Source organism: Pseudomonas sp. LBUM1664, assembly GCF_059695895.1.
This window is the reverse complement of the sequence record NZ_CP166791.1, coordinates 5,482,676-5,506,390: the sequence shown is the minus strand read 5'-3', so window position 1 is coordinate 5,506,390 and position 23,715 is coordinate 5,482,676. Positions and strand designations below refer to the sequence as shown.

General features: G+C 59.5%; 28 protein-coding genes and 1 pseudogene. 12 read left to right on the top strand and 17 right to left on the bottom strand.

What is annotated here, in order from left to right; genetic code table 11:
- The 6 genes from fliM to fliR are packed head-to-tail and all read left to right on the top strand — an operon-like array spanning nucleotide 1 to nucleotide 3,794.
- On the top strand, nucleotides 1-1,056 hold the full coding sequence (gene fliM, locus ACA047_RS25705) for a flagellar motor switch protein FliM (RefSeq protein WP_497354185.1): 1,056 nt from the start codon (nucleotides 1-3) through the stop codon (nucleotides 1,054-1,056).
- A complete protein-coding gene (fliN, locus tag ACA047_RS25700) occupies nucleotides 1,049-1,519 on the top strand; it encodes a flagellar motor switch protein FliN (RefSeq protein ID WP_497354183.1) in 471 nt (156 codons plus the stop codon). The genes fliM and fliN overlap by 8 nt, the downstream gene beginning before the upstream one ends.
- A complete protein-coding gene (fliO, locus tag ACA047_RS25695) occupies nucleotides 1,516-1,938 on the top strand; it encodes a flagellar biosynthetic protein FliO (RefSeq protein ID WP_497354181.1) in 423 nt (140 codons plus the stop codon). The genes fliN and fliO overlap by 4 nt, the downstream gene beginning before the upstream one ends.
- Nucleotides 1,935-2,705, top strand: coding sequence for a flagellar type III secretion system pore protein FliP (gene fliP / locus ACA047_RS25690; RefSeq protein ID WP_497354179.1), 771 nt, complete (start codon nucleotides 1,935-1,937; stop codon nucleotides 2,703-2,705). Before fliO ends, fliP begins: the two co-directional genes overlap by 4 nt.
- Before the next feature lie 25 nt (nucleotides 2,706-2,730).
- Entirely contained in the window at nucleotides 2,731-3,000 is a 270-nt protein-coding gene (fliQ, locus tag ACA047_RS25685) for a flagellar biosynthesis protein FliQ (protein WP_497354177.1), read from the top strand.
- A gap of 5 nt (nucleotides 3,001-3,005) precedes the next feature.
- The gene (fliR, locus tag ACA047_RS25680; RefSeq protein WP_497354175.1) at nucleotides 3,006-3,794 is read left to right on the top strand and encodes a flagellar biosynthetic protein FliR; all 789 of its coding nucleotides are present in this window, start codon (nucleotides 3,006-3,008) and stop codon (nucleotides 3,792-3,794) included.
- A gap of 45 nt (nucleotides 3,795-3,839) precedes the next feature.
- Here the strand turns inward: fliR and flgL are convergent, their stop codons facing one another.
- The 11 genes from flgL to flgB all read right to left on the bottom strand — a co-directional run bounded on the left by flgL (nucleotide 3,840) and on the right by flgB (nucleotide 13,963).
- On the bottom strand, nucleotides 3,840-5,036 hold the full coding sequence (gene flgL / locus ACA047_RS25675) for a flagellar hook-associated protein FlgL (protein ID WP_497354173.1): 1,197 nt from the start codon (nucleotides 5,034-5,036) through the stop codon (nucleotides 3,840-3,842).
- 26 nt (nucleotides 5,037-5,062) lie between these two features.
- Nucleotides 5,063-6,673 (bottom strand): flagellar hook-associated protein FlgK, encoded by a 1,611-nt coding sequence (flgK, locus tag ACA047_RS25670; protein ID WP_497354171.1) that lies wholly within the window; start codon nucleotides 6,671-6,673, stop codon nucleotides 5,063-5,065.
- 133 nt (nucleotides 6,674-6,806) lie between these two features.
- The gene (gene flgJ / locus ACA047_RS25665) at nucleotides 6,807-7,775 is read right to left on the bottom strand and encodes a flagellar assembly peptidoglycan hydrolase FlgJ (protein ID WP_497354169.1); all 969 of its coding nucleotides are present in this window, start codon (nucleotides 7,773-7,775) and stop codon (nucleotides 6,807-6,809) included.
- Nucleotides 7,775-8,929 carry a flagellar basal body P-ring protein FlgI gene (locus tag ACA047_RS25660; RefSeq protein WP_497354167.1) on the bottom strand — a complete coding sequence of 385 codons (1,155 nt, stop codon included), beginning with the start codon at nucleotides 8,927-8,929 and terminating at the stop codon, nucleotides 7,775-7,777. The genes flgJ and ACA047_RS25660 overlap by 1 nt, the downstream gene beginning before the upstream one ends.
- Before the next feature lie 11 nt (nucleotides 8,930-8,940).
- Nucleotides 8,941-9,570 carry a flagellar basal body L-ring protein FlgH gene (locus ACA047_RS25655; protein ID WP_497354165.1) on the bottom strand — a complete coding sequence of 210 codons (630 nt, stop codon included), beginning with the start codon at nucleotides 9,568-9,570 and terminating at the stop codon, nucleotides 8,941-8,943.
- 74 nt (nucleotides 9,571-9,644) lie between these two features.
- Nucleotides 9,645-10,427, bottom strand: a complete 783-nt coding sequence (gene flgG, locus ACA047_RS25650) for a flagellar basal-body rod protein FlgG (protein ID WP_497354163.1) — start codon at nucleotides 10,425-10,427, stop codon at nucleotides 9,645-9,647.
- A gap of 31 nt (nucleotides 10,428-10,458) precedes the next feature.
- Nucleotides 10,459-11,214 (bottom strand): flagellar basal body rod protein FlgF, encoded by a 756-nt coding sequence (locus ACA047_RS25645; protein ID WP_497354161.1) that lies wholly within the window; start codon nucleotides 11,212-11,214, stop codon nucleotides 10,459-10,461.
- Between the two features lie 3 nt (nucleotides 11,215-11,217).
- Entirely contained in the window at nucleotides 11,218-12,363 is a 1,146-nt protein-coding gene (gene flgE, locus ACA047_RS25640; protein ID WP_497354159.1) for a flagellar hook protein FlgE, read from the bottom strand.
- 82 nt (nucleotides 12,364-12,445) lie between these two features.
- On the bottom strand, nucleotides 12,446-13,123 hold the full coding sequence (locus ACA047_RS25635; protein WP_497354157.1) for a flagellar hook assembly protein FlgD: 678 nt from the start codon (nucleotides 13,121-13,123) through the stop codon (nucleotides 12,446-12,448).
- A gap of 3 nt (nucleotides 13,124-13,126) precedes the next feature.
- On the bottom strand, nucleotides 13,127-13,534 hold the full coding sequence (flgC, locus tag ACA047_RS25630) for a flagellar basal body rod protein FlgC (RefSeq protein WP_497354155.1): 408 nt from the start codon (nucleotides 13,532-13,534) through the stop codon (nucleotides 13,127-13,129).
- Nucleotides 13,535-13,549: 15 nt separating this feature from the next.
- The gene (gene flgB / locus ACA047_RS25625; RefSeq protein WP_497354153.1) at nucleotides 13,550-13,963 is read right to left on the bottom strand and encodes a flagellar basal body rod protein FlgB; all 414 of its coding nucleotides are present in this window, start codon (nucleotides 13,961-13,963) and stop codon (nucleotides 13,550-13,552) included.
- A gap of 252 nt (nucleotides 13,964-14,215) precedes the next feature.
- Here flgB and flgA point away from each other — a divergent pair, with 252 nt between their 5' ends.
- Genes flgA through ACA047_RS25610 form a run of 3 tightly spaced genes read left to right on the top strand, consistent with a single transcriptional unit; the run spans nucleotide 14,216 to nucleotide 15,692 of the window.
- Nucleotides 14,216-14,836 (top strand): flagellar basal body P-ring formation chaperone FlgA, encoded by a 621-nt coding sequence (flgA, locus tag ACA047_RS25620; protein ID WP_497354151.1) that lies wholly within the window; start codon nucleotides 14,216-14,218, stop codon nucleotides 14,834-14,836.
- The gene (gene flgM, locus ACA047_RS25615; protein WP_497354149.1) at nucleotides 14,793-15,221 is read left to right on the top strand and encodes a flagellar biosynthesis anti-sigma factor FlgM; all 429 of its coding nucleotides are present in this window, start codon (nucleotides 14,793-14,795) and stop codon (nucleotides 15,219-15,221) included. The genes flgA and flgM overlap by 44 nt, the downstream gene beginning before the upstream one ends.
- A 39-nt stretch (nucleotides 15,222-15,260) precedes the next feature.
- A complete protein-coding gene (locus ACA047_RS25610) occupies nucleotides 15,261-15,692 on the top strand; it encodes a flagella synthesis protein FlgN (RefSeq protein ID WP_497354147.1) in 432 nt (143 codons plus the stop codon).
- A gap of 66 nt (nucleotides 15,693-15,758) precedes the next feature.
- On the opposite strand, the gene katG is transcribed toward ACA047_RS25610, so the two are convergent.
- Entirely contained in the window at nucleotides 15,759-18,023 is a 2,265-nt protein-coding gene (katG, locus tag ACA047_RS25605) for a catalase/peroxidase HPI (protein WP_497354145.1), read from the bottom strand.
- Between the two features lie 438 nt (nucleotides 18,024-18,461).
- Here katG and ACA047_RS25600 point away from each other — a divergent pair, with 438 nt between their 5' ends.
- On the top strand, nucleotides 18,462-19,052 hold the full coding sequence (locus tag ACA047_RS25600; protein WP_497354143.1) for a hypothetical protein: 591 nt from the start codon (nucleotides 18,462-18,464) through the stop codon (nucleotides 19,050-19,052).
- Between the two features lie 405 nt (nucleotides 19,053-19,457).
- Complete coding sequence (locus tag ACA047_RS25595) at nucleotides 19,458-19,991, top strand: hypothetical protein (RefSeq protein ID WP_497354141.1); 534 nt, start codon at nucleotides 19,458-19,460, stop codon at nucleotides 19,989-19,991.
- Between the two features lie 99 nt (nucleotides 19,992-20,090).
- On the opposite strand, the gene ACA047_RS25590 is transcribed toward ACA047_RS25595, so the two are convergent.
- Nucleotides 20,091-20,474 (bottom strand): MerR family transcriptional regulator, encoded by a 384-nt coding sequence (locus ACA047_RS25590; protein ID WP_497354139.1) that lies wholly within the window; start codon nucleotides 20,472-20,474, stop codon nucleotides 20,091-20,093.
- Between the two features lie 53 nt (nucleotides 20,475-20,527).
- Nucleotides 20,528-21,106, bottom strand: coding sequence for an NAD(P)H-dependent oxidoreductase (locus tag ACA047_RS25585; RefSeq protein WP_497354137.1), 579 nt, complete (start codon nucleotides 21,104-21,106; stop codon nucleotides 20,528-20,530).
- A 107-nt stretch (nucleotides 21,107-21,213) separates the two neighbouring features.
- On the opposite strand from ACA047_RS25585, the pseudogene ACA047_RS25580 reads away from it, so the two are divergent.
- Nucleotides 21,214-21,418, top strand: a pseudogene (locus ACA047_RS25580) (short-chain dehydrogenase/reductase); the annotation flags it as partial.
- An 83-nt stretch (nucleotides 21,419-21,501) separates the two neighbouring features.
- Here ACA047_RS25580 and ACA047_RS25575 read toward each other — a convergent pair.
- The 3 genes from ACA047_RS25575 to pstB all read right to left on the bottom strand — a co-directional run bounded on the left by ACA047_RS25575 (nucleotide 21,502) and on the right by pstB (nucleotide 23,691).
- A complete protein-coding gene (locus tag ACA047_RS25575) occupies nucleotides 21,502-22,137 on the bottom strand; it encodes a hypothetical protein (RefSeq protein WP_497354135.1) in 636 nt (211 codons plus the stop codon).
- Nucleotides 22,137-22,835, bottom strand: coding sequence for a hypothetical protein (locus tag ACA047_RS25570; protein WP_497354134.1), 699 nt, complete (start codon nucleotides 22,833-22,835; stop codon nucleotides 22,137-22,139). The genes ACA047_RS25575 and ACA047_RS25570 overlap by 1 nt, the downstream gene beginning before the upstream one ends.
- Before the next feature lie 94 nt (nucleotides 22,836-22,929).
- The gene (gene pstB, locus ACA047_RS25565) at nucleotides 22,930-23,691 is read right to left on the bottom strand and encodes a phosphate ABC transporter ATP-binding protein PstB (protein WP_010562760.1); all 762 of its coding nucleotides are present in this window, start codon (nucleotides 23,689-23,691) and stop codon (nucleotides 22,930-22,932) included.
- Nucleotides 23,692-23,715: the final 24 nt, after the last annotated feature.

The following is a 23,715-nucleotide window of genomic DNA, read 5'->3' as shown; positions in this document are numbered from 1 at the left end:
ATGGCCATAGACGATTTGCTCTCACAGGACGAAATCGACATGTTGCTTCGCGGGGGCGGCGACAGCGATGCCCCGGATGAGGTCGATAAGCCCAAGGACTCGGGTGTGCGTCCGTACGACCCGGCGACTCAGCATCGGGTGATCCATGAGCGCTTGCACGCGCTGGATATCATCAACGAGCGCTTTGCACGTTACTTTCGCATGAGCCTGTTCAACCTGATCAGGCGCAGCATCGATATCACGGTCACCAGCGTGCGCTACCAAAGTTACAGCGATTTTTCCCTACACATGCCGATGCCCACCAACATCAACCTGTTGGCGATGAAGCCGCTGCGAGGCACCGCGTTGGTGGTGTTTCCGCCCAGTGTGGTGTTCATGGTGGTGGACAACCTGTTCGGTGGCGATGGCCGTTTCGTGACCAAGTCCGAAGGCCGGGAGTTCACCCACACCGAGCAGCGCATCATCCGGCGCCTGCTCGGCTTGTCGGTGGACGCCTACAAAGACGCATGGAAGTCCGTCTACCCCCTGGAAATCGAGTATTTGCGTTCGGAGATGCAGGCCAAGTTCGCCAACATCACCAGTTCGCCCAATGAAATCGTGGTGAATGCAACGTTCCATCTGGAAGTCGGCAACCTGTCCAGCGATTTCAACATCGTTATTCCCTACCTGATGATCGAGCCGATGCGTAAGTTGCTCACCGGCCCCCTGACCGATGTCAATCCTGAAGAGGAGCGGGATTGGAACAAGCGCATGGCTGGCGAAATCACCCACTCCGAGATCGAGTTGATCGCCGACTTTGTCGAGATGGATGTCCGGGTAGGGCAGGTCATGGCGCTGAAAGTCGGCGATGTCCTGCCCATCGAACTGCCCGACATCGTTAGCGCGCGCGTCGATGGAGTGCCCGTCATGAAATGTGAATACGGCAGCCAGAACGGCTTGCGTGCGTTGCTCGTGAAGGAATTGGTCGATCACTCCCTGGGCCCTGCCTCCTCCTCTTCAACCAGCCGGTTCATCAAGGGCCATGTGTCCACTGCCAAGGAGTCTGACCATGACTGATTCAAGCCAAATCGAGCCGCAAGAGGCCGATGACTGGGCCGGTGCCATGGCCGAGCAGGGAGCCGAGCCTGAGGCGGATGACCCTTGGGCCATGGCCCTTGCCGAACAGGGTGAGGCGCAGGAGACGGTCGAAAACGTTGCACCGGGCGTTGGCGCCAGCGTCTTCAAACCGCTGGCAGCACCACAGCCCATGGTCGCGCCGCGTGAGCTGGAAATGATCATGGATATCCCCGTCAAGCTGAGCGTAGAGCTTGGTCGCACGCGGATTACCATCAAGCAGTTGCTGGAGCTGGCCCAGGGCTCGGTACTGGCGCTCGACGGCCTGGCGGGTGAACCCATGGACATCTTGATCAACAGCTACCTGATTGCCCAGGGTGAGGTGGTGGTCGTGGATGAGAAGTACGGTATTCGGATCACCGAAATCATTACGCCGTCCGAACGCGTACAAAAGCTCAACCGATGAGCCAGGTCAGCCAGACGCCGCCCGTGGCCCTTGGCGTCCCTTCGGACAGCCTGATGAACCTGGCGTTGCTCGGCAAGACGGCCTTGGCGCTGGGGCTGGTGGTCGCCTGTGTATTGCTGTGCGGTTGGCTCGTGCGTCGTATCGGCGCGCGTGCGTTGACACCCGGCAAGGTGATGCGGGTTGTCAGCAGTACAAGCGTGGGGCAGCGCGAGAAAGTGGTGATCGTCGAGGTTCAGGGCAAGTGGCTGGTGCTGGGCGTGACCGCGCAACAGGTCAGTGCGCTGTCGCAGATGGACGCGCCGCCAGCCGATCCCGAGAGCCCCCCCGCGATGATCGGCGACAGTTTTGCCGAACGTTTGGCCGCTGCGCTGCGGCGCAGTCCCCCGCGCAGCGACAATCAACCGGAAACCCCATCATGAGTGCGTCGGGTTCTTTTGCCCGTGGCTTGAAACACGCGATGTTGTCGGCGGTGTCGTTGTTGGTGTGGGTCGCCGATGCGCAGGCCGAGCCGGCGATTCAAGAGTTGGCCGCCTTCACCGGACAGGCGGGCGGCCAGCAGTGGTCGCTGAGTCTGCAAACCCTGTTGCTGCTCAGCGCCATGGCGTTCCTGCCAGCGGTGCTGCTGATGATGACCGGGTTTACCCGCATCATCATTGTCCTGGGCTTGCTGCGCACCGCCATTGGCACGACGTCGGCGCCGCCGAATCAGGTGTTGTTGGGGTTGTCGCTGTTCCTGACGTTTTTCGTCATGTCCCCGACGCTCGATCAGGCTTACGAAAAAGCCTGGCTGCCGTTCTCCAAGGACGAGATCAAGGTCGAGCAGTTTCTCGACCTGGCGAGCCAGCCGTTTCGCAAGTTTATGCTGGCTCAGACGCGCCAGGGCGACCTTGCATTGTTTGCGCGCTTGGCCCAGGTCGAAGACTTGCAAGGCCCCGAAGACGTACCGATGCGGGTATTGCTTCCGGCCTTTGTCACCAGCGAGCTGAAGACCGCTTTCCAGGCCGGCTTCACTATTTTCATTCCGTTTTTGATCATCGACCTGGTGGTGGCGAGCGTGCTGATGGCGCTGGGCATGATGATGGTGCCGCCGTCGACGATTTCGCTGCCGTTCAAGCTGATGCTGTTTGTGCTGGTCGATGGCTGGCAGTTGTTGCTCGGCTCATTGGCGCAAAGTTTCTACACCTGATGATGTGACTTCGAGGACGCAGACAATGACGCCGGAAATGGTCATGGACCTGGCTTACAAAGGCATGCGCATGAGCATGATCGTAGCGGGGCCCGTATTGTTGGTGACGCTGTTTATCGGTTTGCTGGTGAGCCTGTTTCAGGCCGCGACGCAGATCAATGAATCCACGCTGTCGTTTATCCCCAAAATTATCGGGGTGTGCGTGGTGCTGGTCGTGGCGGGGCCGCTGATCATGGAGATGCTGGTTGACTACACCCGCGCGTTGTTCACCAGCTTGCCCGCGCTGATCGGCTGACGCTTGTGATCGAGGTCAGTTCGGCGCAGCTGCAACTCTGGGTGAGCAGCTTCTTCTGGCCGTTTTGCCGAGTGCTGGCGTTTCTGATGAGCGACCCGATCCTGGGTCATAAAAACGTCTCGAGTCAGGTGAAGGTGGGCCTGGCGATACTCTTTGCTTTCCTGCTCGCACCCAATCTGCCGCCCATGCCGGATGTCGCCCTGTTTTCATGGGCTGGCCTGGGGGTAATTGTGGAACAGGTGTTGATCGGGATGTCCTTGGGCATGGTCATGCGCATCACCCTGGCGGTGGTCGAGATGGCCGGTGACATTTGCGGTATGCAGATGGGCCTGGCCTTTGCCACGTTCTTTTCCGCCGACACCAGTACCAACAGCATGGTGCTGTCGCGCTTTCTGAGCATGGTCACGATCCTGATGTTTTTGGCGCTCGATGGTCATTTGATGGTACTTGAGCTGCTGGCGGTAACCTTCAAGACTTTGCCGATCGGCAACCTGCACTTCGACCCCAATGCCTGGAACCTGATCGCCCGCTATGGCAGCACGATCTTTCTCACCGGACTTTTGTTGGCGCTGCCGATGGTGGGCACGCTGCTAATCATCAACCTGGCCATGGGCATCCTGAACCGCGTCTCGCCGCAACTGACGGTATTCTCCGTGGGTTTCCCGGCGACATTGTGCGTGGGGTTGGTGTTGCTGATGGTGGTGATGGGCGATCTGGGGCAGTTTCTTGCCAGGCTGATGACCAACACGCTGCAATTCATGCAGTACCTGATCGATCACATGGCGCTCCCCTAAAACCGTTCAGGCGCCCCCAGGTTTCCGGGCGCCTGGAACGTGGTTTCAGATGTACTCGAACAACGACATTTTCTGAATGCTGACGAAGGTTTGCTGGGCCGCCTGCAGCGCCACTTGCAGCGAGGTGTACTCGGTGACGGACTCGGTGTAGTCAGCATCCACCAGACCGGACAGGCGCTCGGTGTAACTGAGCGCCAGGTCATCGCCGATGGTGTCGAGCACTTCCAACTGATTCAACCGTGAGCCCACCGATGTCAGTACGGTCAGCACGTTGTCCTGAGCATTGCTCAGTTCGCGGCTGGCCGTGGACAGGGTGTTGCTCAGGTTGGCTTGGTCCGCCTCGGTATCCACCGGTGTTTGCAGCGCCGAGATCAGGTTCTTCAACGTCGCGAACAGGTCCGGGTCGGCATCGGCGGCGGCGCTGACGGTGAGGGTATCGCCGTCGGCCGGTGTCCCGCTGAGGGTCAGGGAGAGACCGTTGACTTCGAGGGTGTCGCCCGAGGTATACGTGACCGGATCTGCGCCATCGATGCTGTATTGGGCCGTGCCGTCGGCGGCCGTGCTGAAGGTCACAGTGAAACCGGTACCGTAGGCGGCATCTTCGGTGTCGGTGATGTCCGGGCCGTCGAAGGTCACGCTGCCGGAGTTGTCGCCTGTTTCGGCAATGAAGCCTGCGGAGCTGCTGACCGAGAGGAAAATCGCCGCGCCATTATCGCCGCTGGCCATGGTCTGCGTGGAACTGACCTGTTGGGTGACGACGTTGTCGTCGCCCTGATAGACCAGCTCGCCATCGGCATTTTCGGCGAAGGCTGGGCTCTGGCTCTGATAGCCGGAAAACAGGTAATTGCCGTTGCTGTCCGTGGCGTTGGCCAAGGTCACCAGCGTGTCGTAGACGCCTTGTAGCGAGGTGGCGAGCGATTCGCGGTCGGCATCGCTCAAGGTGCCGTTGTTGGCTTGAACGACCAGGGACATGGCACTGCTGATGGCATCGTTGACGCTATCGAGCGTGCTTTCTTCCTGGGACAACGAGGTGGTGATAGCGCTGCGCGAGTCGGCGTATTGCTCGTTGGCCGAGATCGCCTGACGGACGTTGACGGCTTGGGCGGCCGCCAGTGAGTCATCGGAAGGGGTCTCCACACGCGTGCCACTGGAGACTTCCTGAGCCGCGTCCTGATAGGCGCTTTCCTGGGTGAGCATGGCGTTCAAGCTCTGATTGTAAATCGTCGCACTGCTGAGGCGCATGGCGTGAGGCTCCTTTCAGACGTTTATCAGCTGATGTCGAGAATGGTGTCGAGAAGGCTGGTGCCCACTTCGACGACCTTCGCACAGGCCTGGTAATACTGTTGATAGACAATCAGGTTGGCCGCCTCTTCATCGACATTGACCCCCGATTCCGATTGCTGCAGCGTGGTCAACTGCTCGGTCAGGCTTGATTGGGTTTCAAGTTGGCCTGCGACTTTGCTGGCGGTGCTGCCCACGTTGCTGACCAATGTCGAGTAGGCCTGGCTGAGGGTGGACGAGCCTCCCACGATGCTGTCGGTTTGCAGGTCGAGCATCGCCAGGGCGTTGGTGTTATCGCTGCTGCCGGTCGAGGTGCCCGCCGCGATCAGGCTCCCATCGCTGATCAGGGTGCTGAAGCTGCTGGCGGCGTTGCGTGTCGGCAGCACCAGGAAACTGTCGCCGTCATTGGCGGTGCCGTTGATGGCCACGCTCATCCCGGCAAAGCTCAGGGTGTCGGCGCTGCTGTCGTAGGTGGCCTCGACGCTGGCACCCGTATCGTTACGGGTCACGGTGTAGCCGTCGGTGTCGGAGTAGTTGACGGTGTAGTCGCTGGCACTCAATGCGCTGACGTCATCGGTGAAGGTCGCGCTCAGTGTCGCGTCACCGGTATTGTTGGTATTGCCGTAGATGCTGGGGTCGTCGACCGAGAAAAAGTCTGTGCCGGTGTCGCCGTTGAGGTCGATGCCGGCTTCCTGCAGGGAGTTGAACGCTTGCGTTAACGAGACCGCCAGGATCCCCAACTGGTTTTGCGTTTCGGTCAGCGTGGTATCGCGAAAATCCATCAGCCCGGCCAGTGAGCCACCTTCGAACGTGGAGTCATCAAGCGCGGTGGTGTTGCCGGCCGCATCCACATAGGCGACCACTGTCTGAGTCGGGTCGCTGGCCGAGACGCTGGTTTGCAGTTCGAAACTGTCATTGCCGGCCACCAGCGCGAGGCCGTTGCTCAGGGACACATTGTAGCTGCCGTTGTCCTGAGTGGTGACATCGACATCCACCAATTCGTTGAGCTGACTGACCAACAGATCCCGTTGATCGAGCAGGTCGTTGGAGGTCGTGCCCAGCGCATCGGACAGGCTGATCTTTTTATTGAGGTCGGCAATCTGCTCGGTGAGATCATTGACCTGGGTCACTTGATCGTCGATCTGGCTGTTCACATCGTCTGCCATCTCGTCCAGGTAGCTGCCCAATTGGGTGAACTGAGAGGTCAGTGTTTCTGCCGCGCCGATGACTTCTTCCCGCGCGGCTGTATCGCTGGCGTCGGAGGTCAGGGTCTGGATGGCCGAGAAGAAGCTTTGCAACAGGGTATCGAGGCTGGCATCGCCATCGGCCAACAGGCTGTCGATCTGATCGACTTCGGTCTGGTAGGTCGACAGCGCGCTTTCGGTGCTGATCGAACTGTTGAGCTGGGTGGTGACAAACTGGTTGTACTGGCGCTCGACACTGGAGACCTGCACACCGCTGCCCGACGTGGCTTCGGAGAAGGTCGTCACTTGCCGGTTATAGCCTTCCGTGTAGGCGTTGGTGGTGTTGTTACTGCTGGTATTGAGGGCGATCTGTGCGGCGGACAGGCCGCTGACACCAATGGAAATAATGCTCATCGAGAAGCTCCTAAGCTACATATTGCGCACTATCGGCCCCGCGAAAGTGCAACTTGACCTGTGAGCCTGATTCTTTTCAAAAAACGTTGGCGACAGATCCACAAGCGGTGAAATGACTGATGCCCGGGCTGCGTTATCGGTCAGTTTCCAGGCGTGCCACGGGTGAGGCGGGCCGCAGGGGGCCGATGGTCGCCATCACTGAAATCAGTTTTTCTGCATACTTCGGGTCGGTGGCGTAACCACCCTGTTGCAGCGCGATGGCGGCCTGTGGCGCATCCGTGGCATTGCGTACGGCGGCGTAACCGGGGCGGGTGCGAATCAATCGGGCGTAGTCGTTGAAGGCCGCCTCGTAGGTGGGGTAAACGCGGAAACTCTCCACCTGTTTTTGTGCCGCGCCTTCGGCGTACTCAGTGGTCATGACCTGTGTGGTCGCGCCGTGCCACTGGCTGCCAGCCTTGATCCCGAACAGGTTGTGACTGTCAGCGCCATTGGCGGTGGTGATCTGGCGGCGGCCCCAATCGGTTTCCAGTGCGGCCTGGGCAAGGATCAGTTCGGCCGGCACGCCACTGCTGCGCGCGACTTTTTGCACCGGTTCGCTCAAGCGCGATACGAACGCCTGCACATGCTCTGGGCGTTCGTTGTCCGTGCCACTGACTTCACGGCGCTTCCAGGCTTCGAACGCCTGGGTCTGGTAAGCCGTGTTCGCAAAAGGCGATGCCGATCCCGTGGTACGCGACGGCGGCAGGTCGAGAAACAGGGCCGCCGCGGCATCTATGTCGGTGTTGGCGTCGCCGTTTTTTTTGGAATGGCCGCTCAGTTGCCGGGCCAACTGCTCGGCCAGGCCGATGCCTTTCCCCGACAGGCTCTGAGCCCACTGCTGGTCGAGCATCTCGGTGTATAGCTCGGTTTGCGAGTCGCTGGACATTTGCGATTTAGGAATCGCCGCCCGCATGCTCTTGAGCATCATCTGCAGGAACAAGGCCTCAAACTGCTTGCTGGCTTCTTTCAGGCTCGCTCCCGGGTCCTGCTGCGCCTGCCGCTTGAGTTGCTCCAGGCCCTGGACATCGAGGGCAAAGCCCTCCGTGCTGCCAGCCATGTTCATCAGATGATCTCCAGTTCTGCCCGCAGGGAGCCGGCGGCCTTGAGGGCTTGCAGGATGACCATCAGGTCTTGCGGCGTGGCCCCCAGCGCGTTCAAACCCTTGACCACGTCCATCAAGTTCGCCGTGCCTTCAAGCAGATGCAGCGAGCCACCCTGCGACTCGATGGAAATGTCGCTTTTGGAGGTTATGGCCGTCTGGCCGCCACTGAAGGCGCCGGGTTGGCTGACGGTGTTGGTGGTGTCGATGATGACTGAGAGGTTACCGTGAGCAACCGCCGCGCGGTACAGCTTCACCGTGCTGTTGAGCACCACCGAACCGGTGCGCGAATCAAGAATGACCTTGGGGCGTGCCTGGATCGGCAGCACCTCGATGCTTTCGATGCGGGCCATGAAATTGACCCGCTCGTTAGGTGATATCGGTCCCTGGATCTGGATCATCCCGCCATCCATGGCCGACGCCACGGTACGGCCTAATTCGGCGTTGATGGCGTAGACCACGCGCTGGGCCGTGGCGGAGTCAGGCTCATGCATGTTGAGGCTGAGCAAGCCATTGCCGCTGCTCAGGTGCAGAGGAACCGCACGCTCGACGATAGCGCCCCGACTGATGCGCCCCCCGGCCAATTGATTGACCTGCACGCTGCTGCCGTTGGCCGAGGCCCCCGCGCCGCCGACCAGCAGGTTGCCCTGCGCCACGGCATAGACCTCGCCATCGGCGCCCTTCATCGGCGTCATCAGCAAGGTACCGCCGCGCAGGCTACGCGCGTTACCGATTGAAGAAACGACCACGTCAATCTGCAGCCCCGGGCGCGAAAGCGCCGGCAGGTTGGCGGTGACGATCACTGCCGCGATATTGCGCATCTGCATGTTGGCGTCCGCGGGCAGGGTGACGCCCAGCTGCGACAGCATGTTGGTCAGGCCTTGTTCGGTGAACGGGCTCTGGGTGGTCTGGTCGCCGCTGCCGTCCAGGCCAACCACCAGGCCATAGCCCACCAGACTATTGGGGCGTATCCCGGCGAAGTCGGCGATGTCGCGAATCTGCTCGGCCTGTGCCGCGCCGCCCAACAGCAACGTGCAGGCAAGCAACAAGCTGCGCAGCGTTCGGGATCCGGATCTGGCGGGGCGCAAAAATGATGGAATGAATACAGCGTCAGCCATGGTTCGCGTACTCAAAAAGGAGAGATGTTGAGGAGGATGCGATGGAGCCAGCCCATGCGCTGTGCTTCGTTGATGTAGCCATCACCGACATACTCGATCCGGGCCTGGGAAACCTGGGTCGACGACACCGTGTTGTCTCCGGTAATGGTCCGAGGATTGACCACGCCGGAGAAACGGATGAATTCGGTGCCCTGGTTGATTGCAATCTGCTTGTCGCCACGTACCCGCAAGTTGCCATTGGGCATCACCTGCATGACCGTCACCGAAATCGTGCCGGTGAAGGAGTTGTTGGCCTGGGAACCGCCGCTACCGCTGAAGTCGTGGGACGTCGAGGCGTCCAGCCCGAAGTCGCCTACCTGGGACGCCCGGCTGGAGGTGGCCGCCAGGCTCAAACCCATGGAGCCGGCACGGTTGGCATTGGAGGAGGAGGTCTTGCTGGCGCTGACTTGTTCTTCCAGTTCAATGGTCAGCGTGTCGCCGACCATCCGCGGACGCCGGTCCTCGAACAAGGGCTGCGATCCACGGCTGCTCTGGTAGATCGAACCGTTGGCCTGGCGATCCGGTAGGGCCGGCACCTGCATTTGCTCGTCAGGCACGACGGGCTCGCGGGGCAGTTGTTCGCAGCCTGTGGTCGCCAGCATTGCGGCCAGTACCATCGACAAAGGCCATTGCGATGAGGGCTTATGCGCCATTTTCTGGGTCTCGAACATGGCGGTCAGAGTTGAGTCAGACGCTGAAGCATCTCGTCCGAGCTCTCGACGGCCTTACTGTTGATTTCGTAAGCGCGCTGGGTCTGGATCATGCCTACCATTTCCTCCACGACGTTGACGTTGGAGGTCTCGACGTAACCCTGGGACAGCGTTCCACCGCCGTTGAGGCCTGGTGTGGTTTCGGTCGGAGAACCCGAGGCGTCAGTCTCCAGATAGAGGTTCTGGCCGATACTCTGTAAGCCTGCCGGGTTGATGAACAATGCCAGGTTCAACTGCCCGACCTGGGTCGAATTCGAGCTGCTGGGTTGGGTCACCGAAACGATGCCATCGGTACTGATCGAGATGGCCGTGGCGTTGGCCGGGATGGTGACCCCTGCCGAGAGTTTGTAGCCGTTGGACGTGACCATCTCGCCGTTCGAGTCGAGCTGGAAACTGCCGTCGCGGGTGTAGGCGGTGGTTCCGTCCGGCATGTCCACCTGGAAAAAACCCAGGCCATTGATTGCCAGGTCCTTGGAGTTACTGGTCTCTTCCAGATTGCCTTGGGTGTGCAGGCGCTCGGTGGCGACTTCACGCACCCCGGTACCGACCTGTAAGCCCGAGGGCAGCCGGGTGTCGGTGCTACTTTGTGCGCCGGGCTGGCGTACGTTCTGATACACCAGGTCTTCAAACACCGCTCGCGAGCGTTTAAAACCATTGGTGCTGACGTTGGCCAGGTTGTTGGCGATCACGTCCATTTGCCCCTGCTGGGCTTCCAGGCCGGTTTTGGCCGTCCACAGTGATCTGATCATCGATCGGTTCCTTATTCATTCAACCGTGAGGTCAGCTCTGCAGGGAAAGCAGGCTATTGGCGGTCTTGGCGTTTTCGTCGGCGGTACTGATGGCTTTCATCTGCATTTCGTAGCGGCGCGAGTTGTCGATCATGGCGACCATGGCGCTGGTAGGGCTGACGTTGCTGCCCTCCAGTGCGCCGGGTGTCACACGCATGGTTTCGTCGGCAGGCAGTGGTTGCACGGTGCCGCTGGCATCCGCCTGGGGCCGGAATAGCCCGTCGGTACCGGCCTGCAAGGTGCCGGGCAAGGCCGACACCACCTTCAGCCGACCCACCGGGCTCAAGCCCCGGGGCTCCATGCCGAGTTCACGGACGCTGATGGTGCCGTCGCTGCCCAACGTGATTTCGCTGCCCAGCGGCACGGTGATCGGCCCACCGTCACCGATGACCGGGCGGCCTCCCACGGTCATTGCGCCGGTGCCATCGACCTGTAAATCACCTCGCCGTGTATAGGCCTCTTTGCCGTCGGCGGTTTGCACCGCCAGCATGCCGTTCTCACCGAGCGCCACATCCAGCGCCCTGTCGGTATGGGTGATCGGCCCTTCGGTCCAGTCGACCCCCAACCCGTTCGCGAGGACTGAAACCCGTGTAGGCAAGCCCTCGCCCGCGACAGGCGAGGACTGCATCTCGACCAACTGCGAGCGAAAGCCCGGCGTGACAATGTTGGCCAGGTTGTTGGCCACGACAGCCTGTTGTTCGAGTGCCTGATTGGCCCCGCTCATGGCTGTGAAGAGCATGCGATCCATGCGTCAGGACCCGATGTTTACGGCTTGCTGAAGCACTTCGCTTTGCGCCGTGACCGACTTGGCATTGGCCTGGAAGTTGCGCTGGGCAATGATCAGGTTCACCAGTTCGGCGGTCAGGTCGACGTTGGAGTCTTCGGTCGCACCGCTGAGGATCGAGCCCAGGGAACCGCTGCTGGCAACGCCCAGCGAGGCCTGGCCGGAATCGTTGGTGGCCAGCCAGGTGTTGTCGCCGTTGGCCTGCAGGCCATTTTCATTGCTGAAAGTAGCCAGTTGAATCTGGTCGACGTTTTGCGTCCGGTCGTTGGAGTAGGTGGCAACGACCGTACCGGTCTCATCGATGGTAAAACTCACCAGGCTGCCGGAGGTGTAGCCATTCTGAGAAATGTCAGCCTCGGAGTCGTTACCGAACTGCGTCGTGCCCGTCAGGTCCAGCTCGAAGCTCATGGCCGCGGCACCGTTGGCCGGGTCATAGGTGTAGGTGCCGGTCTCTCCGCTGGTGATCAGGCCGCTGGAGCTGAACTCCACGGTTTGTGTTTCAGTCAGCAGGTTGCCATCGACTGCGGTGTGGACATCCCAGGTGTTCTCGGCGGTTTTGCTGAAATAGAGGGTGCTGGTGTGGCTGATGCCCAGAGAGTCGTAGAGGGTCGTGGTCGTTGAGTACGAGTAGGTCGAGGCGTCCGTCTGGTCGAAGGCAGTGGTGATGATCTCTTCACTGGCGTCCAGGTTCAGCTCGGCATCCACTTCAGTACTGGCGCTGGCTTGCATGCCCGTCGTCGGGATCTGAATGACGCCGTTGACGCCCAGCAATTGATCGCCCGCGGCGTTTTCCAGATAACCATCGGCGGTCAGGGTCAATTGGCCGTTGCGCGAGTACACGGTTTGCGTGCCGTCGGTAAATGTGAAGAAACCCTCACCGTTGATGGCCAGGTCCAGCTCGTTATCGGTGGTGGTCAGGCTGCCGGATTCAAAGTTCTGTACCACGCCTGAAACCGAGGTCCCCAGCCCTACATCCGCTCCGGAATAAACGTCGGCGAATTGTGTCTCCGAGCTTTTGAAGCCTACGGTCTGGGAGTTGGAAATGTTGTTGCTGACGACGTTGAGGTCGGTGGAAGCAGCCGTCAGACCACTAAGCGCTTGGGAAAAAGCCATGGTGTTTCTCCTGAGATGCGAACGATGACTGAGCAGTCTTGGCGACTGCGAGCAATGGCTGGTTGTGAGTGAGGCAGAGCGATCAAAGCACCAGGCTGATGTCGCTCAACGCGACGTTTTCATTGACGCCACCCAGATCGAGCGCCACTTCGTTGCTGCTATCGGTGGTCACGCCGGTCACCAGGGCGTATTTCAGCGCTGTGCTTGTAACGGCGACGTCCTCGGCGGTGGCCGTGATGGAGAAGGTGTAAGCACCGTCGGCCGCGGTCGTGCCGTCGTCCTCTAAACCGTCCCAGGACAAGGCTTGGGTGCCAGCGCTCATGTCACCTTCGTCCAGGGTCCGAACCACCGTACCGTTACTGTCTTTGATGGTGACGGTGACGCTGTCTGCATCACTGGCCAGGGTCACGCCGAAGGTGGTGGCGACGCCGCTGCCGACCTGGATGGTGTTGCCGTCGATCAACACGCCGTTGCCCACCAGCGCCGAGGCTTGCAGGGACTCGCTGGCGCTGAGCTGGCTGGAGATGCCCTCCAGCGTGGAGGTCACTTCCTCGATGCTGCTGATCGTGCTGATCTGGGCCAACTGCGTGACCATTTCGCTGTTGTCCATCGGATCGGTCGGATCCTGGTTCTGCAATTCGGTCGTCAGCAGCGTCAGAAATTGATCTTGCAGCTCATCCGAAGCCGAAGCCGTGCTTTCTGAGGTGGTCGTGCTGCTGTTCATGCTCGAAAGGACCGAACTGGAAATCGTGCTAGCCATTGTTTACGCCTCGCCTAGGGTCAAAGTTTTCAGCATCATTTCCTTGCTGGTGGACATGACTTCGACGTTGGCCTGATAGGAGCGCGAAGCGGAGATCATGTTGACCATTTCGCCCACGGGCTCAACGTTGGGCATGGTCACGTAGCCGTCCTCGTTGGCCAGCGGGTCGCCCGGACGGTATTCCTGCCGTAGGGGGGAGCCGTCTTCGACCACTTGGCTGACCCGTACGCCACCAATACGGCTGCCGGTCTGGTATTGCGACTCGAACACCACCTGGCGGGCGCGATAGGCTTCGTTATCGGGGCCGCTGGTGGTGTCGGCGTTGGCCAGGTTGCTGGCCGTTACGTTCATGCGCTGGGACTGGGCGCTGAGCGCGGAACCGGCGATATCGAAAATGCTGAACATCGACATGGAGTTCTCCCTGCGTTATTCGGATTGCATGGCGGTCTTGAGCGACTGCAATCGACTGCTCAGAAACGTCAGGCTTGCCTGATACCTGACGGCGTTATCGGTGAACTGCGCGCGCTCGCGATCCATGTCCACGGTGTTGCCGTCAAGGCTCGGTTGGTCAGGCACGCGATAGAGCAGCGTGCGGCTCGAGAAGCTGTCGGAGGCAGCGTGCAGGTGGCGATCCGAGGTGGTAGCCAGCGTCATGCCCCGCTCGTTGGCGCGGCCCTTCTGCAGGGAGCTGGCCAGCTCGGTTGAGAAGTCAAAGTCACGCGCCCGGAAGTTGGGGGTGTCGGCGTTGGCAATGTTGTTGGCCAATACCTGCTGGCGCTCAGCCCGCAAACTCATTGCGTCCTGCTGGAAGCGCAGCTCGTTGTCGAGCTTGTCGATCATGTCTGCGGACCTGTGCTTCAAATAATTGAACAGCTCGCAGATTAGTCCCAAGGTCGTCGATGCAAAGGCCGAAACAGGCCGCTATTTGGCAACCAATTCAGGCCTTGCCTTGGCGCCGGAGCGCCTAAAATTCTCCACTTGCTACCTCAGAGGGTTGGCTCGATGACAGGGTTTTTACGGCCTCACGCGTTGCTTGGTCATGCCTGTGTCCACGGATGGGTTCTGCTTGGCTTGCTCCATAGCGCCAGTGCCATGGCCCAACCGGATGTGCTGCAAGACAAGGTGCGTCACTTGATTGCGCAACGATTGCCGCCGCGCAGCCAACAGATGCAGATCGACATTGGTCAGCCGGCCACACGGATATCGGCATGCGAAAGCCCTCTGCCGTATCTGGTGCATCCTGAGCAAAACGTGTTTGGCCGTGTGGCGGTCGGTGTGCGTTGTGAAGGAGAGGAGGGCGTAGTCGGCTATCTTCAAGTCAGTGTGGGCGCCGTCGGCGAATACGTGGTCAGCCGTCAAAGGATTGCGGCGGGAGACGTCGTTAAAGCCGATATGCTGGAGATCAAACGCGGCCCGCTGGAGCGCTTGCCCAAAGGTAGCGTGCTGAGGCCGGAGCAAGTCGTTGGCCGTCAGGCCAGTCGCAGCTTCAGTCGGGGCGCTGCCTTGGCGCTGAACAATTTCCGCGAACGCTGGTTGGTGGAGCGCAATCAACGTGTCGTACTGCGGGCTCAAGGCGCGGGCTTTACGATCAGGCGCGATGGCAAGGCGCTGGACAATGGCAGCCTGGGTAGCAGCGTCAGGGTGCTGAGCAGTGATGGCAAGATGCTCAATGCGCAAGTCGTCGGCCAGAACGAGTTGTTACTGCGTTACTGAAAATTTTTCTCCGAATCCCGATCACCGGTCAAAGTTTGCCGTCGCGATTGCCGATAGTGACCCAACAACAGCCAACGAAGCCTCTAACGTGAAAATCATAAGCGCTAACCTGACCAATACCTTACCGCCGACTGACAGCAACGTGGCCGGCACCAGTTCACAACGAACCGAGCTGCAGACGCTGGATGCGACGCTCGATGACGACGTGCAGCTCTCAAGCATCAGCACCCTTGCGGATGTGGAAACTGCGTCGGATGTTGATATGGAAAAAGTCGCAGCCCTGCGTCAGGCCATCGATAGCGGTACCTTGCAGATCAGCTCGGAATCGATCTACGAAGGCTTGGTGTCAAGTGTCAGGGAAACGCTTGGCAGCGAGAAGCAATGAGCGACAAGAAAGGCCGATACCGATGAGTTTCAGATACCTATGAGTCTGGCTAAACATTTGGAGTTACAGCAGCAGGTCATCGTGCAGCTGGTCGAGCTGTTGGAGCAGGAACGCCGCGCCTTGGCTCAGGCCAGGGTTGATGGTGAAAAGCTGCGAGAGCTGACGGCGGGCAAACAGGTGGCGCTGCAGAAGCTGGAGCAGTTGGAAGCTAGTCGTTACGGGGCGCAGCTCAAACTTGGCTACGGTCCTGGTCGAAAAGGCGCGCTCAAGGCAGCCCACGATGCCGATTGTCTGGCGGCCTGGCGGCAAATGCAGGCATTGGCGTTTCGCGCCCGGGAGATCAATACCTCGAACGGCGAAGCGCTCAGCCTGCGCATGGCGTACAACCAGCGCATTGTCAGCTTTCTCAACACCGTCATCGGCAGCAAACTGTATGGTCCGGACGGTCGGGCTCAGCGCGACGACATCTAAAGAGCGCTCGCCGGAGCCCCCAACCTGAACAATCAGGTCGAGGGTCCTGTTTCAAAGCCTCTTGGGTCACCCGAGATCAAACCGATCCAGGTTCATCACCTTGACCCAGGCTGCGATGAAGTCTTTGACGAACTGCTCCTGCGCGTCGGCGCTGGCATAGACTTCGGCCAAGGCCCGTAGTTGTGCGTTGGAGCCAAACACCAGATCGACACGCGTGCTGGTCCATTTGACTTGGCCGGTCTTGCGGTCACGGGCTTCGAACGCTTCCTGGGTGTCGGAGAGCGGTTTCCATTCCACGCCCATGTCGAGCAGGTTGACGAAGAAGTCGTTGGTCAGCACCTCCGGCCGTTGGGTGAAGACGCCGTGCGGGGTGTGGCCGACGTTGGTATTGAGCACGCGCAGGCCGCCGATCAGTGCGGTCATCTCTGGTGCGCTGAGGGTCAGCAGTTGCGCCTTGTCGATCAGCAGCGCCTCGGTGGGTACGCTGTATCTGCCCTTGAGGTAGTTACGGAAACCATCGGCGATGGGCTCGAGAAAACCGAACGACTCGACGTCCGTCTGCTCCTGGCTTGCGTCCATACGTCCTGGCGTGAAAGGCACCGTCACGCTGAGCCCGGCATTTTTCGCCGCTTGTTCAACGCCGGCACTGCCGGCCAGCACGATCAGGTCCGCCAGTGAGATTTTTTTACCGGCGGATTGGGCACCGTTGAACTCGCTCCGGACGCTTTCAAGGGTCGCCAGCACCTGAGCCAGTTGCTCTGGCTGGTTGGCTGGCCAATCCTTCTGCGGGGCCAGGCGCAGGCGGCCGCCGTTGGCCCCGCCGCGTTTGTCGGAGCCACGGAAGGTGGAGGCCGCCGCCCATGCAGTAGACACAAGCTGTGAAACCGACAGGCCCGAAGCCAGCAGCTTGTCCTTGAGGGCAGCGACGTCACTGTCGTTGACCAGCGCATGGTCGACCGCAGGGATCGGGTCTTGCCACAGCAGCTCTTCGTTGGGCAGTTCCGGGCCCAGGTAGCGCGCGAGCGGGCCCATGTCGCGGTGGATCAGCTTGAACCAGGCGCGGGCAAACGCGTCGGACAACTGGTCCGGGTTCTCCAGGAAGCGCCGCGAGATTTTTTCGTAGATCGGGTCGAAGCGCAGCGCCAGGTCGGTGGTCAGCATCGTTGGATTACGCCGCTTGGACGGGTCATGGGCATCGGGAATGATGCCTGCGCCTGCGCCGTTTTTCGGCGTCCACTGGTGCGCACCTGCCGGGCTCTTGGTCAGTTCCCACTCGAAACCGAACAGGTTCTCCAGATAATTATTGCTCCAGCGGGTGGGCGTGGTGGTCCAGGTCACTTCCAGGCCACTGGTGATGGTATCGGCGCCTTTGCCGGTGCCGAATGTATTCCTCCAGCCCAGGCCCTGCTGTTCCAGGCCAGAGGCTTCGGGCTCGGCGCCGACATTGTCCGCGGGGCCGGCGCCGTGGGTCTTGCCGAAGGCGTGGCCGCCGGCGATCAGGGCCACGGTTTCTTCATCGTTCATCGCCATGCGGGCGAAGGTTTCACGGATATCCACCCCGGCAGCGACTGGATCCGGTTGGCCCTCGGGGCCTTCCGGGTTGACGTAGATCAGGCCCATCTGCACGGCGGCCAGCGGGTTCTCCAGGTTGCGTCCCAGGTCGGTACGGCTTTCTTCATTGCCAGGCTCGGCCACCAGCTGTCCTTCGCCGGGCTCTTGCATGGCGGCTTTATCCGGTTTGCCGTAGCGGGTATCGCCGCCCAACCATTTGTTTTCGGAGCCCCAATAGACATCTTCATCCGGCTCCCAGACGTCCGGGCGACCAGCGGAAAAACCGAAGGTCTTGAAGCCCATGGACTCCAGCGCGACGTTCCCGGTGAGGACGATCAGGTCGGCCCAGGAAATGTTACGGCCATACTTCTGTTTGATCGGCCATAGCAGCCGACGCGCCTTGTCGAGGCTGACGTTGTCCGGCCAGCTGTTGAGCGGCGCAAAACGCTGCTGCCCGGAACCTGCGCCACCGCGTCCGTCACCGGTGCGGTAGGTACCGGCACTGTGCCAGGCCATGCGGACAAAGAGCGGCCCATAGTGACCGAAGTCTGCTGGCCACCAGTCTTGCGAGTCGGTCATCAGCGCATGCAGGTCTTGTTTCAGTGCCTGGAAATCCAGGCTTTTGAACGCTTGGGTGTAGTTGAAGCCCTCGCCCATAGGGTCGGACAGCGGGGAGTGCTGGTGCAGGATTTTCAGATTCAACTGGTTCGGCCACCAGTCGCGGTTCGTCGTGCCACCGCCAGCGGCGTGATTGAACGGGCATTTCGATTCGTTTGCCATGAGGAGCTACCTTTGGTCGTGTTCATCCAGCTATCCAGCCCGGCCGGGCTTTAATAGCGACAGGTGAAATCAATGACACAGGTTGCAGGGCTCACAGTTTGTTCAACTCATCGTTGTGGCCTCACGGCAATGCTAAAGAGTGGCAATCGAGAATCGATTTGCCAGCATCGTGGCCCACGGCAAGCCCAGTACGGTTCTGAACTTTTTAGTCTCTTTTATCAGGTCTCAACCGGCGAACTTACGCCAGTGCAGAATCAAGGCTAGTCCCTTTGTGACAGATCGCTAATAGGCGCGGTATTAACGGTTGATAGGCAGATTCTTTTATCGGGCGTGCAGGCTGAGGCAGATGATATGAACGGCGCCTGCAAGGGATAGCGCTTTTTCCGAGTCCGGCATTTTTGTCGTGCCAAAGCGCGCGCAGGCCAGGAGAGAACCACCATGAACACACGCCCGCGCTGTACGGCTTTCCATGAAGCCGGTCACGCCCTGGCCTTTTGGTGGAACGGTCAGCCCATCAAACGTGTCACCGTGCGTACCAGGGCCGAAGCCTGCACGGGCCCGATGTTCGATCTGTGTGGTAACCCGCAATACGCAGAGGGTTTGGTGGAAGCGGATTACCTCGTCCCGCGCCCGGCCTTCGACGCCCCGGGGATTGCTGAATATCTGCCCTCGATGGTCGACGCCATTGAACGTGACCTGCTCCATTGCTTCGCGGGCCCGGTGGCCGAAGCGGTCTACCGACACGGCAGATCCGACAGGCTGATCGGCAGGAGCGGTCGCGCTGACCTGGACCGGGGGCACGAATTGATCAGCCTGCTGCCCCAACGCAAGCTGCTCGACGCGCAATCGCAGGCCATCGCCCGCTGCAACTGTCTGGTGCATCGTTACTGGTTTGCTGTCGGTGCTGTGGCGGGGTTTCTGCAGATGCGCGGTACGGTTGAGGGGCAGGCGGTCACCGCGCTGCTGTGCGAGATCACCGGGGAGTCACCCACGTTGCGGGGCAATGGGCTGAAAAGCCTTGATCTGTGATCCCAAATCAGGAAAGTTATTTCGCCGACAAGACAGCTAGGCCCATGTGATTTTTCATCGCGCTATCTCGTTGCCCACGCCTGGCTGCGACATCTGTCACTTTTTGAGTTGGCTGACCGCCAAGCCTCATTCAAAGCCTGTTCATAACCCGCAAACGGTGTGCTGATTGGGGCTTTCTGGTCAGTGACGTGAAGGTATCTTGTGGCATCTACACTGGCACTGACCATTGATTGGAAGCTGAATGAGCGAGATCCGCGTTCTGAAAACGAGTGACTGCCGTCTGGAACAATTGCTGGCAAAGTTCGTCGAACTGTCGGAAATTATGAGGCCGGCGGTCCACCCGCCTGCGCGACCTTGCCGACAATCAAAAGCGCATCCCGCTCGTTGCGGGTGTGAGGTGAAACCATGACCAATAAAACAATCACCCTGTCGCGGGATCTGGTCGAGCAAGCGGCATATCTCATCGAAAAACATCACAGCTCTCCAGGCGGATCTTGTGCAGAGGAACTGCGCGTAGCGCTCGCTGAGCCAATCCTTGAGCGGGTCGAGCCAGTGGCACCGTATTTCTACTTTGTCGAATGTGACGACCCCGACTATTGCGGGTTGTACAACCACGAAAGCGAGGCCCGGGCCTGGGCCAACGATCACGCTGGCCAAGTAGTCAAGCTTTGGAATGTACCGCCAACATGCAAGCCAGCCGCCCAAGCCGAGCCGTCAGCGTACCTGTGCAATGGTGGCTCCAAGGTATTGCTGCCTAAGGACAGGTTGATAGCCGTCTGGAGCAATGGGCGCCCGCTCTATCTCCACCCACCTGAGTCGCCCGCACCTGCGCAAGTCGCATTTGGACCGTCGGCCGGGCTCATGATCCTCACCGCTACCGCGCTCAGCGCCTGCCTCTGGGGCCTGATCTATGCCGTCTATGTGGGCGTGAGCTCATGAAAGCCGTATAAGCTTTTGGCAGGGATAGGTGGTTGATGCTCCGAGCCACTTTTGAACCCCGCGATTGCGCGATTGCAGTGAGTCGAGGCGGCTTGCTGTTCATGCGGTTTTGGCAAGGTGTTCGAATTGGCAATGGTTTCGCGCATCCTTGAGGTTGGCTTCAAATTCCGCCAGCCCTGCGTAGACCTTCTGCAACCCTTCAATCTGACTCATCAGTTCCTGCTTTTTAGCCGCGATGGCCTTGTTCGCCAAATCCCAGGGCAACGGCTGACCCCGATGATCCTGCAGGATCGCCCGCATTTCCTTGAGTTTGAAGCCCAAGTGCTGAGCGCACTTGATGAACGTCAGCAACTCAATGCTCTGCTGGCTATAGACACGGTATTTTCCTTCGCGCTGGGGCGGCGGTAACAAGCCGATGGCTTCATAGTGGCGGATACTTTTGATCGTCGTACCCGACAACTGGGCGGCTTTGCCGATATACATGAAAAATCCTTTTTAGGGCCGCCTGTTGCAAGCGATGCGGCGCAACGTGCGAGTCAGTGGCTGGCGATATCCTGGGCCTGCTTGAGCCAGGTATCCCGCTGATTGGGCTTGGAGCCGAGGAGAGGTCCAAACGTCAGGGTCTTCAACGGCTTGATACCACAGAACTCCAGCGTGGTCTTGCGCATCTGGTGCAGGCCCGGCATGCGATAGACCCATTTGTAGTACCACGGTGGAGTGTCCATCGTGACCAGCAGATGAGCGGTTCGTCCTTTCAGGAGCTTGTCGGGAAAGGCTTTACCTTCGCGGTATTTGAAGGCGAAACCGGGCAGAAAGACCCGGTCGAAGAAGCCTTTCATCAAGGCCGGAATACCGCCCCACCAGATCGGGTAGACAAAGGCCAGGTGCTCGGCCCAGAGGATATCTGCCTGGGCCTTGAGCAGATCCGGCTCCAAGTGTTGAATCCGTTTATAGCCATCGTGCAGCACCGGGTCAAAGTTCAGCGCGTCCAGTCGTAACAGACGCACGTCATGCCCAGCACTTTTAGCCGCCTCGACATAAGTTTCGGTCAAGGCGCCACAGAAACTTTCGACTGAAGGGTGACCCAGAATCACCAGTACTCGTTTGCTCATCATTTACTACATCCTGTAGGTAGAGCTTTGAGGGTAGGGTGTGCCCTTAACGGGAGAGTCAATGGGTTTACGGAGAGTCAGGTTCTGCCACGGTACCTGCCTTCAATCCTTTGGCGGCTACACAAGCAAGTCATGGCCCGGTCGATGCATTGGTCAACAATGCAGGCTACGGTCATGAGGGCATCTTCGAAGAGCCGCCACTGGAGGAGATGCGCCGGTTCGGCGCGGTCGCGATGACCAAGGCCTTCGTGCCTTAATTTACGCAAACGTCGTGCCTACTGCGCGAGCAAGTTTGCGCTCGAAGGTATCTGCGAACGCTGAGCCAAGAACGGCTACCGTGCACTCTGTGACGTCAGATGCGGCTGCGAATGATCCAAAAATTTCAGACGTATCGACATTCAGGAGGAAAGCACTTCGGAGCGTTGTTGCCCTGGCTTCTTGTGTCTGAGCGGTTGCTGCCGAGCTAGCAGTGCCTGGACTTCAACTGCTGCATCCAAGACTCTCTGTGCCCAGTTCTTATCATCCGGACGTACTACGACGACGCGAAAACCGTGATCATAGCCTTCAATCTGCACGCCCTCGGAATCATCGACATGCAAGTCGATATCGAATGCTGGCGGAAATTTCGAGGGGGAGTTTGAAAGTCCATGTACCGTCAGGGCACGGTTATGCCGAACACTGTTGACCACACCGTCAACGCGAATACCGTACAGTAATAGCCAGCGCCTGATGTAAGACGGTGTCCGACCGGACGACGTGTAGACCCAGATGCTGCATCCCTGGCGGCGTAATTCCCGGGTCAGGGAGCGCGTTCCGATACGCAATGGCTCGCCCAGCCAACGATGAACACAGGCCGGTAGCCGGCTTTGCTCGACGGCGCAGTGGTGGAACTGGCAGGCCAGCGTGTCATCGATATCAAACGAAATACGTATGCGCTGGCGCCTGAGCAGGTGCATCGGGATGCCGCACTGGATGGCTTTCCCTAGCCGGCTGACGGAGGTTCGGCATTTAACGAACGTTGGGCGCCAGCTCATCAATGGCCCCCTTGATAGACGGGCACGGGCTTGTCTTTGAGAAAAAACTTCATTGGATCAGGCGTCTGTTCTTCCAAGAAGGCTGCATATTTTTTCTTGATCTTGGGCAATTCGTACAATGCCTTGACACCATGTTTGGCGGAGCCGCGTATGACCGATGACGGATTGAAGTAGCCCTCGGCGTTTTCCAGCGTCAGCACGAACGGCGGCAAACCTGCGCGCATGAGCAAATAGCTGACGATGAGCGACCCGCTGCGGTTATTGCCTTCAATGAACAATTGCGGCTTGCTGAGGATTCGTACATAGACACCGGCCGCACGCTTCCAGACTGATTCGCTGCGATACGCGCAGTACCAATTGAACAAGTCCTTTATCCCACCCTCAACGTTGTTGAAGAAGTGTTCCTCGGTCGCAGCCAGGTGCTGAGCGTATTCCAGTCGGCGCGCCGGCTCTCGGCCGCAGAGAACGGTGGCATTGATCTCCAGCATCAGGTTCAGTTGCTGAAGGTCAAACAGGTCGACGCCACGTGCGACATAGTCGTCAATCAGCGCATAGCCTTCAAGCACATTGTGCAGCACTTCGTCAGTCAAGGGATCACGCGGCTCGGTAAAGTGCTGGCTGAGCTCGGCAAAGCGGCTCTGCACCTCACGTAGTGCGCGTTCAATCGCTGGTAAATCAAGACGATGCGTTGCAGACATTGGCATTCCTGAAAAACGGTAGATAAGAAGGTAAAACGACCGCATGCCGCCAAAGCCCTTTGGCGGCATGCGGTCTTGAGCGGACGTCTGTTGCTTAGCTGAACTTGCCGCTGATGTAATCCCCGGTCATTTGTTCGCGCGGGTTGTCGAAAATCTGGGTGGTTGGGCCCATCTCAACCAGATAGCCGGTGCGCGTGCCCTGGGAAATATCCACCGAGAAAAAGGCCGTCGTATCAGCAACACGGATGGCCTGCTGCATATTATGGGTCACCAAGGCGATGGTGTAATCCTTCTTCAACTCGACCATCAATTCCTCGACCCGGCGGGTGGCGATCGGGTCGAGTGCCGAACAAGGCTCATCCAGCAGCAGCACTTCCGGTTCGGTCGCGATGGCGCGGGCGATACATAGCCGTTGTTGCTGGCCACCGGAAAGGGACAGGCCGCTGACCTTGAGCTTGTCCTTGACTTCATCCCACAGCGCGGCGCCTTGCAGGGCGTGCTTTACGCGGTCGCCCAGATCGCCCTTGTAGCGATTGAGGCGCAGGCCGAATGCGACGTTGTCGAAGATGCTCATCGAGAACGGGTTCGGCTGTTGAAACACCATACCGATATAGCGGCGCACGACCACTGGATCAACGCCCTTGCCATAGACGTCCTGCCCGAGGAAATGCACATGGCCCTCAAAGCGAAACCCTTTGACGAGGTCGTTCATCCGGTTGAGGCTGCGCAGCACGGTGCTCTTGCCGCAGCCGGAAGGCCCGATGAAGCCGGTGATCTTGTTTTTTTCGATCGGCACATGGCTATCACGGACCGCCATGAAGTTGCCGTAGAAAATCTTGTCCAGTTTGCAGTCCATGACCACAGGTGCTTGGGTGACAAA

Coding starts and splice junctions, on each gene's coding strand:
- fliM (WP_497354185.1), top strand. CDS start 1: ATGGCCATAGACGATTTGCTCTCACAGGACGAAATCGACATGTTGCTT.
- fliN (WP_497354183.1), top strand. CDS start 1,049: ATGACTGATTCAAGCCAAATCGAGCCGCAAGAGGCCGATGACTGGGCC.
- fliO (WP_497354181.1), top strand. CDS start 1,516: ATGAGCCAGGTCAGCCAGACGCCGCCCGTGGCCCTTGGCGTCCCTTCG.
- fliP (WP_497354179.1), top strand. CDS start 1,935: ATGAGTGCGTCGGGTTCTTTTGCCCGTGGCTTGAAACACGCGATGTTG.
- fliQ (WP_497354177.1), top strand. CDS start 2,731: ATGACGCCGGAAATGGTCATGGACCTGGCTTACAAAGGCATGCGCATG.
- flgL (WP_497354173.1), bottom strand. CDS start 5,036: ATGCGCCTCAGCAGTGCGACGATTTACAATCAGAGCTTGAACGCCATG.
- flgK (WP_497354171.1), bottom strand. CDS start 6,673: ATGAGCATTATTTCCATTGGTGTCAGCGGCCTGTCCGCCGCACAGATC.
- flgJ (WP_497354169.1), bottom strand. CDS start 7,775: ATGAACATGGCTGGCAGCACGGAGGGCTTTGCCCTCGATGTCCAGGGC.
- ACA047_RS25660 (WP_497354167.1), bottom strand. CDS start 8,929: ATGGCTGACGCTGTATTCATTCCATCATTTTTGCGCCCCGCCAGATCC.
- ACA047_RS25655 (WP_497354165.1), bottom strand. CDS start 9,570: ATGCTGGCGACCACAGGCTGCGAACAACTGCCCCGCGAGCCCGTCGTG.
- flgG (WP_497354163.1), bottom strand. CDS start 10,427: ATGATCAGATCACTGTGGACGGCCAAAACCGGCCTGGAAGCCCAGCAG.
- ACA047_RS25645 (WP_497354161.1), bottom strand. CDS start 11,214: ATGGATCGCATGCTCTTCACAGCCATGAGCGGGGCCAATCAGGCACTC.
- flgE (WP_497354159.1), bottom strand. CDS start 12,363: ATGGCTTTTTCCCAAGCGCTTAGTGGTCTGACGGCTGCTTCCACCGAC.
- ACA047_RS25635 (WP_497354157.1), bottom strand. CDS start 13,123: ATGGCTAGCACGATTTCCAGTTCGGTCCTTTCGAGCATGAACAGCAGC.
- flgC (WP_497354155.1), bottom strand. CDS start 13,534: ATGTCGATGTTCAGCATTTTCGATATCGCCGGTTCCGCGCTCAGCGCC.
- flgB (WP_497354153.1), bottom strand. CDS start 13,963: ATGATCGACAAGCTCGACAACGAGCTGCGCTTCCAGCAGGACGCAATG.
- flgA (WP_497354151.1), top strand. CDS start 14,216: ATGGCCCAACCGGATGTGCTGCAAGACAAGGTGCGTCACTTGATTGCG.
- flgM (WP_497354149.1), top strand. CDS start 14,793: ATGCGCAAGTCGTCGGCCAGAACGAGTTGTTACTGCGTTACTGAAAAT.
- ACA047_RS25610 (WP_497354147.1), top strand. CDS start 15,261: ATGAGTCTGGCTAAACATTTGGAGTTACAGCAGCAGGTCATCGTGCAG.
- katG (WP_497354145.1), bottom strand. CDS start 18,023: ATGGCAAACGAATCGAAATGCCCGTTCAATCACGCCGCTGGCGGTGGC.
- ACA047_RS25600 (WP_497354143.1), top strand. CDS start 18,462: ATGAACACACGCCCGCGCTGTACGGCTTTCCATGAAGCCGGTCACGCC.
- ACA047_RS25595 (WP_497354141.1), top strand. CDS start 19,458: ATGACCAATAAAACAATCACCCTGTCGCGGGATCTGGTCGAGCAAGCG.
- ACA047_RS25590 (WP_497354139.1), bottom strand. CDS start 20,474: ATGTATATCGGCAAAGCCGCCCAGTTGTCGGGTACGACGATCAAAAGT.
- ACA047_RS25585 (WP_497354137.1), bottom strand. CDS start 21,106: ATGATGAGCAAACGAGTACTGGTGATTCTGGGTCACCCTTCAGTCGAA.
- ACA047_RS25575 (WP_497354135.1), bottom strand. CDS start 22,137: ATGAGCTGGCGCCCAACGTTCGTTAAATGCCGAACCTCCGTCAGCCGG.
- ACA047_RS25570 (WP_497354134.1), bottom strand. CDS start 22,835: ATGTCTGCAACGCATCGTCTTGATTTACCAGCGATTGAACGCGCACTA.
- pstB (WP_010562760.1), bottom strand. CDS start 23,691: ATGGACTGCAAACTGGACAAGATTTTCTACGGCAACTTCATGGCGGTC.